The sequence below is a fragment of the Burkholderia sp. AU19243 genome (assembly GCF_018148075.1).
In the GTDB taxonomy this organism is placed as follows: Bacteria; Pseudomonadota; Gammaproteobacteria; order Burkholderiales; family Burkholderiaceae; genus Burkholderia; species Burkholderia latens_A.
This window is the reverse complement of sequence record NZ_JAGSTV010000005.1, coordinates 40,245-52,954: the sequence shown is the minus strand read 5'-3', so window position 1 is coordinate 52,954 and position 12,710 is coordinate 40,245. Positions and strand designations below refer to the sequence as shown.

At 66.2% G+C, this 12,710-nt stretch carries 11 protein-coding genes and 1 other RNA gene; 7 read left to right on the top strand and 5 right to left on the bottom strand.

From position 1 onward, the window contains the following. Positions 1-103: 103 nt before the first annotated feature. The 5 genes from KDW55_RS11555 to ffs form a co-directional block, all read right to left on the bottom strand. On the bottom strand, positions 104-1,309 hold the full coding sequence (locus tag KDW55_RS11555) for a CaiB/BaiF CoA-transferase family protein (RefSeq protein ID WP_040144291.1): 1,206 nt from the start codon (positions 1,307-1,309) through the stop codon (positions 104-106). A gap of 48 nt (positions 1,310-1,357) precedes the next feature. Beyond that, complete coding sequence (recR, locus tag KDW55_RS11550) at positions 1,358-1,954, bottom strand: recombination mediator RecR (RefSeq protein WP_040144292.1); 597 nt, start codon at positions 1,952-1,954, stop codon at positions 1,358-1,360. Positions 1,955-2,003: 49 nt separating this feature from the next. Continuing rightward, a complete protein-coding gene (locus tag KDW55_RS11545; RefSeq protein ID WP_006755698.1) occupies positions 2,004-2,330 on the bottom strand; it encodes a YbaB/EbfC family nucleoid-associated protein in 327 nt (108 codons plus the stop codon). A gap of 94 nt (positions 2,331-2,424) precedes the next feature. Then, on the bottom strand, positions 2,425-4,821 hold the full coding sequence (locus KDW55_RS11540) for a DNA polymerase III subunit gamma/tau (protein ID WP_212160606.1): 2,397 nt from the start codon (positions 4,819-4,821) through the stop codon (positions 2,425-2,427). Between the two features lie 125 nt (positions 4,822-4,946). Then, positions 4,947-5,045, bottom strand: an RNA gene (gene ffs / locus KDW55_RS11535) — signal recognition particle sRNA small type. A 416-nt stretch (positions 5,046-5,461) separates the two neighbouring features. Here ffs and trxA point away from each other — a divergent pair. From trxA to KDW55_RS11500, 7 genes are all read left to right on the top strand, one after another. Then, positions 5,462-5,788 carry a thioredoxin TrxA gene (gene trxA, locus KDW55_RS11530; protein WP_006402348.1) on the top strand — a complete coding sequence of 109 codons (327 nt, stop codon included), beginning with the start codon at positions 5,462-5,464 and terminating at the stop codon, positions 5,786-5,788. Positions 5,789-5,982: 194 nt separating this feature from the next. Next, positions 5,983-7,245: a transcription termination factor Rho gene (rho, locus tag KDW55_RS11525; RefSeq protein WP_006478662.1), complete on the top strand. Its 1,263-nt coding sequence runs from the start codon at positions 5,983-5,985 to the stop codon at positions 7,243-7,245. Positions 7,246-7,377: 132 nt separating this feature from the next. Then, entirely contained in the window at positions 7,378-7,881 is a 504-nt protein-coding gene (locus tag KDW55_RS11520; protein WP_040144294.1) for a MerR family transcriptional regulator, read from the top strand. Further along, positions 7,878-9,434, top strand: a complete 1,557-nt coding sequence (locus KDW55_RS11515; RefSeq protein ID WP_212160605.1) for an MFS transporter — start codon at positions 7,878-7,880, stop codon at positions 9,432-9,434. The genes KDW55_RS11520 and KDW55_RS11515 overlap by 4 nt, the downstream gene beginning before the upstream one ends. Positions 9,435-9,472: 38 nt before the next feature. After that, a complete protein-coding gene (locus tag KDW55_RS11510; RefSeq protein ID WP_059547591.1) occupies positions 9,473-10,303 on the top strand; it encodes a M90 family metallopeptidase in 831 nt (276 codons plus the stop codon). Between the two features lie 160 nt (positions 10,304-10,463). Then, a complete protein-coding gene (locus KDW55_RS11505; protein WP_040144297.1) occupies positions 10,464-10,727 on the top strand; it encodes a type B 50S ribosomal protein L31 in 264 nt (87 codons plus the stop codon). Between the two features lie 150 nt (positions 10,728-10,877). Beyond that, positions 10,878-12,710, top strand: a complete 1,833-nt coding sequence (locus KDW55_RS11500) for a glycosyltransferase family 39 protein (protein ID WP_144245444.1) — start codon at positions 10,878-10,880, stop codon at positions 12,708-12,710.

Genomic DNA, 12,710 nt, shown 5'->3' with positions numbered 1-12,710 from the left:
GGCATTCCGGGGCGCCCGGGAAAACGCGGTGCCGCGCGCCGGTCGTCCGCGCACGGCAACATGTCGGCTCGGACGGAGGCGCTCGGTCGACGACGCGCGACGCTCAGATCGCGCCCGTCTCGCGAAGCTCGGCGATGGCGTGCGCGTCGTAGCCGAGGCTGCGCAGCACTTCGTCCGTATGTTCGCCGAGTTCGGGGCCGAGCCAGCGCGTTTCGCCCGGCGTATCGGACAGCTTGGGCGTGATGTTCGGCAGCGGAATCTCGGTGCCGTCGGGCAGCTTGAAACGCTGGATCATCTGCCGCGCGACGAACTGGGGATCCGTGAACATGTCGGCGGCGGTGTAGATCCGGCCGGCCGGCACGTCGGCTGCATTGAGCACGGCCAATGCGTCGTCGATCGTGCGCGGCGCGAGCCAGGCGGCGATCGCATCGTCGATTTCCTGCGTGCGCGGCACGCGGCCGTCGTTGCGTGCGAGCGACGGGTCGTCGGCGAGGTCGTCGCGCTCGATCGCCTTCATCAGCCGCTTGAAGATCGGATCGCTGTTGCCGCCGATCACGATGCTGCCGTCACGACACGCGTACGTGTTCGACGGCACGATGCCCGGCAGCGACGCGCCGGTGCGCTCGCGCACCATCCCGTAGACACCGTATTCGGGCACCACGCTCTCCATCATGTTGAACACTGCTTCATACAGCGCAACGTCGACCACCTGCCCCGCGCCGCCGTTCATGTTGCGATGATGGAGCGCCATCATCGCGCCGATCACGCCGTGCAGCGCGGCGATCGAATCGCCGATCGAGATGCCGATGCGCGGCGGCGGCAGATCGGGATAGCCGGTGATGTGACGCAGGCCGCCCATCGATTCGGCGATCGCGCCGAAGCCGGGCCGGTCGCGGTACGGGCCCGTCTGCCCGTAGCCGGACAGGCGCACCATCACGAGACCGCGGTTGTCGGCCGACAGCACGTCGTAGCCGAGGCCGAGTTTCTCGAGCAGGCCGGGCCGGAAGTTTTCGATCACGATGTCGGCCTCGCGCGCGAGCTGCCGCGCGATCGTCTTGCCGGCATCGGATTTCAGGTTCAGGGTGACCGATTTCTTGTTGCGCGCCTGGACCGACCACCACAGCGACGTGCCGCCCTGCTCCGGGTACAGCTTGCGCCATTTCCGCAGCGGGTCGCCGCCGTTCGGATCTTCGATCTTGATGACTTCGGCGCCGAATTCGGCAAAGAGGCGCGATGCGAACGGCCCCGCGATCAGCGTCCCGAATTCGAGCACTTTGACGCCCGCGAGCGGGCCCTGGCTGGTGCTCATGTGTCTCCCTGGCATGAGGAACGGCGCCGCCGGCCGGCGGCGCCCGGCTTACATCGTGCGGCGGTCGAGCATCGCGCGGGCAATCGTGCCCGCGTCGACGTATTCGAGTTCGCCGCCCACCGGCACGCCGCGCGCGAGGCGCGTGACGGCGAGACCGCGCGCCTTCAGCGTCTGGCCGAGGTAATGGGCGGTCGCTTCGCCTTCGTTCGTGAAGTTGGTCGCGAGCACGACCTCCTTCACGACGCCGTCGCACGCGCGCCGCACGAGGCGGTCGAAATGGATTTCCTTCGGGCCGATCCCGTCAAGCGGGCTCAACCGCCCCATCAGCACGAAATACAGCCCGCGGTACGTCATCGTCTGCTCGAGCATGATCTGGTCGGCCGGCGTCTCGACGACGCACAGTAGCGTCGGATCACGCTCCTCGTCGCTGCATACCTCGCAGATTTGCGCTTCGGTGAACGTGTTGCACTTCTCGCAATGTTGCAGATGCTCGGTCGCGAACAGCAGCGACCGGCCGAGCCGCTCCGCGCCCTCCCGATCGTGCTGCATCAGGTGGTACGCCATGCGCTGCGCGGATTTCGGCCCGACGCCGGGCAATACGCGCAGCGCTTCGACGAGCGCGGACAGGGCGGACGGCTGTTTCATACGGCGGTTGAAGGATGAACGTGCTGATCGGGCTGAACGGACGCTGCGCTCAGAACGGCAGCTTGAAGCCCGGCGGCAGCGGCAGGCCCGACGTCATGCCGCTCATCTTTTCCTGCGACGTGGCTTCGGCCTTGCGCACGGCGTCGTTGAACGCGGCCGCGACGAGGTCTTCGAGCATGTCCTTGTCGTCCGCAAGCAGGCTCGGATCGATGGCCACACGACGCACTTCGTTGCGGCAGGTCATCGTCACCTTGACGAGGCCGGCACCCGACTGCCCTTCAACTTCGATCTGCGCAAGCTGCTCCTGCATCTTTTTCATGTTTTCCTGCATTTGCTGCGCTTGCTTCATCAGTCCGGCAAGGTTGCCTTTCAACATGGGAATACTCCTTCTGATCGTGTGAAAACCGGCACGCGGCGCGTGCCGGTCAATGTGTGCGGGGCGTGATTGTGCCTGCCGCCATGCGATTCGTTCAATGCAGCGTCGGCGGCGTGCCGTCGGGTGTCGGATCGGCGAGCGGCCGCACGGAGCCCTCGACGATGCGCGCGCCGAACTCACGCACGAGCTGCTGGACGAACGGATCGCCGTGAATGTCCTGCTCCGCCTCGCGCTGGCGTGCCGCGCGTGCAGCCGCGTCGAGCGCTGCCGCGGTGCGCCGCGCAGGTCCAACCTCGACCGCGACCTCGACCGGCCTGCCGAGCGCGTCGGCCAGCGCGGCCTTGAGTTTCGCCACCTGCGCGGTGTCCGCATACTGCGGCACCGGCACGGACAATTTCAGCGTGGTCGCGTCGACCGCCGTCAGTTCGCTGTTGAACGCAAGCTGATACGCGACACCCTTCAGCGGCAGCCGCGCGGCCAGCGCCGGCCATTCGCCGTCGAAGCCGATCGGATCGAGCGCGATCGCGGGCGGCAGCGGGCGGGTATCGGCCGGCGCGGACACGCGGACCTCCACCGGCTTCGGCGCGATGCGCACGTCGTCCGGGCCGCTGTCGAATACCGGGACGAAGCCGTCGTCGGCCGCGCCGCCGAACATCTCGTCGGCGCTCAGCGGCACGTATTCGTCCGGCGGGATGTCCTCCCACGGCGGCGGCGCCTGGCGCGTGTCGGCGGCTTGCGGCGCGCGGGCGGCCGCGCGCGGCGTCGGCACCGGTACGGCAGGACGCGCCGCCGCGGGCTTCTCGACGGCCGGTTGGGCCGCCGGCTTCGGCGCCGCGCCGGCCCGCGACCGGTCGGACGACACACGCATGCCGGCATTGCGCAGCACGTCGAGCGCTGCTGCCGCTCCACCGCGGGCAGACGGACGTGCGGCCGGCTCGACCGGTGCAGCACGCGGCGCAGGCGCCGGCGTCGACGCCGGTTCGGCGAGCGCCGCGGGTTCGTCCTCGCGCTCGGCAACGGCGGCCGGTTCAGGTTCGCTGGAGGCAGCCGGGGGCGCATCGACCGCCTGTGCCGGCTGGGTTGGCGTGGTCGCTGCCGGCTGCGTGGCGACCGGCGCGTCGGCGGATGCCGATGTTGGTACTGATGCCGGCGCCGAAGCCGATGCCGGACTCACTGCCGCTGTCGAGACAAGCGCGGCCGTCACGACAGGCGCAATCCCCGCATCGTCGGTCTGCGCAGGTACCGGCGGTGCAGCCGGTGCGGCAGCATGCGGACGCGCAGCACCCGCGGCCGCCGGTGTCGAAGCCCGCGGCGCAGCAGCGCCGGCAGCGGCAGCAGCACGCGGCGCGGGCGCAGGCATCGCACGCGGCGTGGCCGGTTGGCCGCCCGGCGCACTGCCGGTACCGATGGTCGGCTCGAACGCGAGCATCCGCAGCAACGTCATCGTGAAGCCTGCATATTCGTCCGGCGCGAGCCCGAGCTCCGCACGTCCGACCGTCGCGATCTGATAGAACAATTGCACCTGCTCGGGACTCAACGCCTCCGCGAAGCGCCGCAAATCGGTCGCTTCCGGCCATTCGTCGAGGACGGAGCCCGGCGCGAACTGCGCCCACGCGATCCGGTGCAACAGGCTCGCGAGATCCTGGAGCGCGGTCGAAAAGGACAGGCTGCGCAGCGACATTTCGTCCGCGATCGCCAGGATCTCCGGACCGTTTCCGCCCGCGAGCGCATCGAGCAGGCGCACCATGTAAGTCTGGTCGAGCGCGCCGAGCATGCCCGACACCGCCGATTCGGTCACTTCATTCGCCGAGTAAGCGATCGCCTGGTCGGTCAGCGACAGCGCGTCGCGCATGCTGCCCTGCGCGGCACGCGCGAGCAGGCGCAGCGCCTGCTGCTCGAACGCGATCTGCTCTTCGCCGAGGATCCGCTCGAGATGCGACACGATATGGCCTGCCGGCATCTGCTTCAGGTTGAACTGCAGGCAGCGCGACAGCACGGTGACCGGAATCTTCTGCGGATCGGTGGTGGCGAGAATGAACTTGACGTGCGGCGGCGGCTCCTCGAGCGTCTTCAGCATCGCGTTGAACGCGTGGTTCGTCAGCATGTGCACTTCGTCGATCATGTAGACCTTGAAGCGCGCATCCACCGGCGCGTAGACCGCGCGCTCCAGCAGCGCGGCCATCTCGTCGACGCCGCGATTGCTCGCGGCGTCCATTTCGACGTAGTCGACGAAGCGGCCTTCGTCGATCTCGCGGCACGCGCGGCACACGCCGCACGGCTGCGACGTGACGCCGGTTTCACAGTTGAGCGCCTTCGCGAAGATCCGCGACAACGTCGTCTTGCCGACGCCGCGCGTTCCGGTAAACAGATAGGCGTGATGGAGACGCCCACCGTCGAGCGCGTGCGTGAGCGCCCTGACGACGTGCTCCTGGCCGACGAGCGAAGCGAAATCCTTCGGACGCCACTTGCGTGCGAGAACTTGATAGGTCATCGGGAAATTGTATCAGTAACACTGCGTCGCGCCGACACGCGAAACGGCGCTGAACACATGCAAAGTGCAGGCAAACGGAGAATGACGCGGAAATAAAAATCGCCCGGCGAACGGGGCGAGAGGAAGGTGACGAGCCCGACCCTCGGCACTGGCGGAAAACGATTGTGGCTGCTTCGTTCCCGACCTGACCAGGTTCACCGCCCCACCATGCGAGGAGGCCCGTCACGAAACATTCTATCACCGCTTCGTGCCGAATGCGACCGTTTGTTCGCAACAATGCGAGCGTGCGCGCCAACTTCACGTACCAACCAGACCTGCGCGAAACCGAAACCGGCGAAGTGCGGGCGCGTTGCCATCCCGGGCCCCTTGCAATTGCCGAGCGCACCTCCATCTTCGAAGCACAACGGTCGAACGGCGCGTCGTACCCCTACTCGCATAGCGGCTACTATCGCCGCCCGCAGCAGATAGCAATTTAGGCTAATATGACGCCCGAACGACCCGCGAGCCGCGCCATGCAGCGCCTGCGCCCTTCCTTCGGGAGAGCGGAGTGACCTGCCGCAGCGGCCGGCAGCCGACAGGCTGCCGGAGCGCCGCAACGCGCCAAGCAGGCAGTCCCCGAACCGAAAGAGGTATTGACCCAATGAGCGAACAGATCAAACACATCAGCGACGCATCGTTCGAACAGGACGTCGTCAAATCCGACAAGCCCGTGCTCGTCGACTTCTGGGCCGAATGGTGCGGCCCGTGCAAGATGATCGCCCCGATCCTCGACGAAGTCGCGAAGGACTACGGCGACAAGCTGCAGATCGCGAAGATCAACGTCGACGACAACCAGGCAACGCCTGCGAAGTTCGGCGTGCGCGGCATCCCGACGCTGATCCTGTTCAAGAACGGCGCGGCTGCCGCGCAAAAGGTCGGCGCGCTGTCGAAGTCCCAGCTCACCGCATTCCTGGACAGCCACCTGTAATACCGGCCGCTCCGCGGACGTGTTGTCAGCCGACAACACGTCCGTCGTCCAGCCGCCGATCGGCCGCTCAGGCGCGAATCGGCATATGCTAGAATCAAAAAACGTCTACAAGACGCATTAAGTCTCAGAGCGCCTCCGCTCGCCCTCCTCCCTTATTTCTTTTCGTCGCTTCTCCTCCCTGGCGGGTTCTCCGTATGCATTTATCCGAGCTCAAGTCTCTGCACGTGTCCGAACTGATCGAAATGGCCAATGGCCTGGAGATCGAAAACGCGAACCGCCTGCGCAAGCAGGAGTTGATGTTCGCCATTCTCAAAAAGCGCGCCAAGACGGGAGAGACGATCTTCGGCGACGGCACGCTCGAAGTGCTGCCGGACGGCTTCGGCTTCCTGCGCTCGCCCGAAATGTCGTACCTCGCCAGCACCGACGACATCTACATCAGCCCGTCGCAGATCCGCCGCTTCAACCTGCACACCGGCGACACGATCGAAGGTGAAGTCCGCACGCCGAAGGACGGCGAGCGCTACTTCGCGCTGGTCAAGGTCGACAAAGTCAACGGGCAGCCGCCCGAGGCCTCGAAACACAAGATCATGTTCGAGAACCTCACGCCGCTGCATCCGAACAAGCCGCTGTCGCTCGAACGCGAAATGCGCGGCGAAGAAAACGTCACCGGCCGCATCATCGACATGATCGCGCCGATCGGCAAGGGCCAGCGCGGCCTGCTGGTCGCGTCGCCGAAGTCGGGCAAGACCGTGATGCTCCAGCACATCGCGCATGCGATCAAGCAGAACCACCCGGACGTGATCCTGTTCGTGCTGCTGATCGACGAGCGCCCTGAAGAAGTGACCGAAATGCAGCGCTCGGTCGCAGGCGAAGTGATCGCATCGACGTTCGACGAACCGGCCACGCGTCACGTGCAGGTCGCCGAAATGGTGATCGAGAAGGCCAAGCGTCTCGTCGAAATGAAGCACGACGTCGTGATTCTGCTCGACTCGATCACGCGTCTCGCCCGTGCGTACAACACCGTGATCCCTGCATCGGGCAAGGTGCTGACGGGTGGTGTCGACGCGAACGCGCTGCAACGTCCGAAGCGCTTCTTCGGCGCGGCGCGCAACATCGAGGAAGGCGGTTCGCTGACGATCATCGGCACCGCGCTGATCGAAACCGGCAGCCGCATGGACGACGTGATCTACGAAGAGTTCAAGGGCACGGGCAACATGGAAGTGCACCTCGAGCGCCGTCTCGCGGAAAAGCGCGTGTATCCGTCGATCAACCTGAACAAGTCGGGCACGCGTCGCGAAGAAATGCTGATCAAGCCCGAGATCCTGCAAAAGATCTGGGTGCTGCGCAAGTTCATCCACGACATGGATGAAGTCGAGGCGATGGAATTCCTGCTCGACAAAATCCGCCAGACGAAGAGCAACTCAGAGTTCTTCGACCTGATGCGCCGCGGCGGCTGAGCGCCGTCGCCCCGCAACGAACGGCCGCCCGTGCATCTCGCCTGGCGGCCGTTTTTTCACGCCAACATGAACGTGAACGTACAGGTTGATCTATAATTACGCCATCTTCCCGACCGAAACCGTGCGATCCCCATGCCGAACGACACCTCCTCCGCGCCGCTGACCGTAAGCGACGCCGCGTCGCGGCTCGGCGTCACGCCGCGCACGCTGAAGTATTACGAGGAGCGCGGGCTCGTCACGCCGTCGCGCAGCAGCGGGCGCTACCGGCTTTATGACGAGGCCGACCTCGAACGCTTCGCACGCATCCTGCGACTGCGCGCGCTCGGCTTTTCGCTGCACGGCATCACCGAGATGCTCAAGCGCCCGCTCGAAGAAACGGGCGACGGCCGGCGGCGGTATTCGGATGCGTCGCTGCGCGACATCCGCACGGGGCTCGCCTCGCAAATCGACACGCTCGACCGGCGGATCGCGGCCGTCCAGCGCGAGCTGAAGGAAGCCGTCGCGCTGCGCAAGGAACTGCAGCACGACATCGACTACATCGAACGGCGTCTCGCCGGCGAAAATGCCGACGCGCTGATCGCGCAGCGGCTGACGGAAGCCGGCTCGCGGCGCACGCGCAAGGATCGCCGCGAATGAATGTCGCGCCCGGCCGCTCGCCGCTCTGGAGCCGCGCGAACCTGCGCGCGGACCTGTTCCCGTGGGCGCTCGCGCTCGTCACGGGCCTCGACTACTTCGACAACGCAGCATTCTCGTTCTTCGCGAGCTACATCGCCGGCGGCATCAACGCGTCGCCGGACGAACTCGTGTGGTCGTCGAGCGCGTATGCGGTCACGGCCGTGCTCGGCATCCTGCAGCAGCAATGGTGGGTCGACCGGCTCGGACATCGCCGCTACGTCGCCGGCTGCATGCTGATGTTCTCGTTCGGCGCGATCGCGGCCGCCCTCGCCGACACGTCGATCGAGCTCGCGTTCGCGCGCGGTTTCCAGGGCTACTTCATCGGCCCGATGATGGGTGCATGCCGGATCCTGATCCAGATCAGCTTCAAGCCGCAGGAGCGGCCGCCCGCGACGCGCGCGTTCCTGATCATGATCCTGCTCGGCAGCGCGCTCGCGCCGATCGCCGGCGGGCTGCTCGTCGCGCATTCGACGTGGCGGGCGCTGTTCGCGTGCACGGCGCCCGCGGGCTTCGCGTTTGCGATCCTCGCACTCGTCACGCTGCCCGATTTGGGGCGCACGCCCGACGACGAGCGCGGCTCAGGGCATTTCTGGCCGTACGTCGTGTTCGCGCTCGCGCAAGGCGCGTTGCAAATCGTATTGCAGCAGGTGCACTACCAGCTCTACAGCGGCTCGCCGATGCTGATCATGCTCACGTTCGCCGGCCTCGGCGCGCTCGCGTGGTTCGCGTATCACCAGTGGAACCATCCGACGCCGCTCGTGCGGCTGCACGCGTTTCGCGAGCGCACGTTCCAGATCGGGCTGCTGCTGTACATGTTCTACTACTACGAATCGACCGGCTTCAGCTATCTGACCGCCCGGCTGCTCGAAGGCGGTCTCGGCTATCCGGTCGAGAATGCCGGGCGACTGGTCGGCACGATGTCGCTGATTTCGGCCACAGCGCTGTTCGCATATCTGCGCCATGCAAAGCGCGTCACGCACAAGAAATGGTTCGTCGTGCCGGGCTTCGCGATCGCGATCGCCGCCGCGCTTTGGATGACGCGAATGACGCCGCAGGTCGGCGAGACCGCGCTGATCGTTCCGCTTCTGCTGCGCGGGTTGCTGCTGCTGTTCATCGTGCTGCCGGTCGCAAACCTGACGTTCCGCATCTTCGCGATCGACGAATACACGCACGGCTACCGGCTGAAGAACATCGTGCGCCAACTGACGATTTCATTCGCGACGTCGTCCGTGATCATCGTCGAGCAGCATCGGCTCGCCGTGCACCAGACGCGACTCGTCGAGCGCGCGAACGTGTTCGATCCGCTGTTTCAACAGAGCGTCGACGCGCTCACCCGCAGCTACGCGGCAGCCGGCCATGCGCCGAACGAAGCGCACGGCCTCGCGATCGCGTCGATCGCGAGGATGATCGCGCAACAGGCGTCGTTCCTCGCGTCGCTCGACGGTTTCTACTTTCTTGCGGGCGTCGCGCTCGTTGGCGGCCTGTTCGCGGCATGGCAAAAAGAGATCGATTGAGTTAAAAAACAGGCTTTGGATTTTCTCGCGCCGCTTCCATGCTCTCGAAACTGACCCGCTGGTTCGACGACCGCCGCCGCGACCGCGCGCTGCGCAGCCATCCGATTGCCGATGCGTTGTGGCAGGACACCGTCGCGCGGCTGCCGTTCCTCGACGCGCTCGTCCCCGGCGATCTCGGCCGGCTGCGCGAATTGACGAGTTTGTTCATCGCGAAGAAGTCGTTTTCGACCGCACACGGGCTCGAACTCACCGACGAGATGATCGTCGCGATCGCCGCGCAGGCGTGTCTGCCGGTGCTGAATCTCGATTTGTCGCTCTATGACGGCTGGGTCGGCGTCGTCGTGTATCCGGGCGAATTCGTGATCCGCAAGACCGTGCAGGACGAAGACGGCGTCGTCCATGAAGTCGAGCAGGACGCGAGTGGCGAAGCGTGGGAAGGCGGCCCCGTGATCCTGTCGTGGGAGGACGCGCAGATGACGGACGGCCGCGATGCGTACAACGTCGTGATCCATGAGTTCGCACACAAGATCGACATGGTCAATGGCGCGGCCGACGGTTATCCGCCCCTATTTCGCCGGTGGCACGCGCCGCACCTCGACGCGCAAGGCTGGGCCGACGTGTTCGAACACGCATACGACCAGTTCTGCGCGAGGGTCGACGCGGTGCCGGAGCGCGCGTGGGCGCGCTTCGAGCGCGACTCGCTGATCGATCCCTATGCGGCCGATCACCCGTCGGAGTTCTTCGCGGTGTGCAGCGAGGCGCTGTTCGTGCGCCCGCGCGCGTTCGAGTCCGAATTTCCGGAGCTGTACCGGTTGCTGGCCCGCTACTACCGGCAGGACCCGGCCCGCGCCGGCGCCCTCGACGGATGATGAAAATTATTCGTCAACCGTCTGATTTTCTGGCATAATCGCCGTTTTTCGACCTTAGGCAAGTGGCTCGCGCCGGGCTTGACGTTGGCCGAATCGCACGGTTTCGCGCGGTCCGGCACGGCAAGCGGCGGGTTGGCTACCGCTCTCACCAAGGAACATCATGAAACCTGGCATTCACCCGGACTACCGCGAAGTCGTCTTCCAAGACATGTCGAACGGCTTCAAGTTCATCACGCGCTCGACGATCCAGACGCGTGAAACGATCGAACACGAAGGCAAGACCTACCCGCTCGCCAAGATCGAAGTGTCGTCGGAATCGCACTCGTTCTACACGGGTCAGCAAAAGATCATGGACACGGCAGGCCGTGTCGAGAAGTTCAAGAACAAGTTCGGCGCACGCGCCAGCGGCAAGGTCGCGAAGTAAGCTTCGCACCGCTCCGGTGGTTGCATTGCACCGGTACCGCACGAAAGGGCAGCCCAGGCTGCCCTTTTTTGTCTCCGCTCGCCGGACAACCACGGGCTGCCGGCCGGCGGCCCGGCAATCGTCTGACGCGCAACGGCCGGCGCGTCTACAATGCCGGATGCTCGAATCCGGCTCGGCCGCGCACGCCCTCGCCGGCCGCCCGCCCATAACAAATCGCTCACCTGCATGAAGCCTGTCGTTCGTCTCACCGCCTCCGCCACGCGCGCGCTGCCGCGCTGGCTGCTGCTCACGCTCTGCCTCGTCTACGCGGCGTTCGGGCTGTTCGGCCGCGATCCGTGGAAGAACGAGGACGCGGCAGGCTTCGGCGTGATGTGGACGATGGCCACCGGCGGCTGGCACGACTGGCTGCTGCCGAATCTCGTCGGCAAGTTCATCACGACCGACGGGCCGCTCGGTTACTGGCTCGGTGCGGTGTCGATCCGCGCGCTGGCGCCCTGGGTCGACGCGAGCAACGCGTCGCGCGTCGATACCGGCGTGCTGTTCTGCGTCGCCTGCGCGTTCGTGTGGTACGCCGCATACCTGCTCGGCCGGCGCGCCGAGGTACAGCCGTTCAAGTATGCGTTCGGCGGCGAGCCGGAGCCGCGCGACTACGGCCGCACGCTCGCCGATGGCGCGCTGCTGATCCTCGTCGCATGCTTCGGACTCGCGGAACGCGGCCACGAAACGACACCGCAGCTCGCGCAATTCGCGTGGATCGCGATGTTCGTGTACGGAATCGTGCGCGGCATCGACAAGCCGATGCAGGGCGCACTGTGGTGGGGTGCGGCGATCGGGCTCGTCGCGCTGTCCGGCAACCCGGTGCTCGTCGTCGCACTCCTCGCCGGCACGGCCGCGCTGTGGCTCGTCACGCCGGAGATGCGCAACCTGCGCCTGCCGCTGATCGGGCTGCCGCTCGCGGCCGCGATCTTCGCGCTGTGGCCGCTCGCTGCGTTCACCGCGGTGCCGGACGACGCGGCGTGGTTCTTCAACCAGTGGATCCACGGCAGCCTGATGCGCTTCTCCGGTCCGCCGACCGCAGTGCTCGGCTATGCGGCGAAGAACCTGCCGCTGTTCACGTGGCCGGCCTGGCCGCTCGCGATCTGGGCGTGGTGGAGCTGGGCCGGCATGCGCCGCCGCGCGCACATCGCGATTCCGCTGTCGGTCGTGGTGCCGCTCGTCGCGCTCGTGATCCTGCAGAGCCAGCAATCGAACCGCATGTACATGCTGTTGCTGCCGCCGCTCGCGGTGCTCGCGACGTTTGCGCTGCCGACGCTGAAGCGCGGCGCGATCAACGCGATCGACTGGTTCGCGGTGCTGAGCTTCACGATCCTCGGCACGTTCGTGTGGCTCGTGTGGCTCGCGTCCCTCACCGGCTTTCCGCATCCGCTCGCGCGCAACCTCGCGCGGCTCGTGCCCGGCTACGAACCGCACTTCAAGATCCTGTCGTTCATCTGCGCGGTGATCGTCACCGTATGCTGGTGCCTGCTCGCGCGCTGGCGCATCTCGCGCCAGCCGAAGGTGCTGTGGCGCAGCGTCGTGCTGTCGGGCGCGGGCACCACGCTGATGTGGGTGCTGCTGATGACGCTGTGGCTGCCGATCGTCAACTACGGCCGTACGTATAGCGACGTCGCGAAGCAGATCGCATCGCATCTGCCGAAGGACTACGAGTGCATCTCGCCCGTGCGGCTCGGCGATGCGCAAATCGCGACCTTCGCATACTTCGGCGACATGCGCTTCGAATTCTCCGGCGAATGCGACGTGATCCTGCGCCAGGACCGTGCGGACTTCGGCGAGCCGAGCGCGATGTCGCGATACGTATGGCGTCTCGTGTGGGAAGGCCGCCGCGTGGCCGACCGCGACGAGCGCTTCCGCCTTTACGAGCGGATCGAACGGCCGGTCGCGCCCGTCAAGCGCCGCGGCCCCCGCCGCCGGCTAGCCGATTGA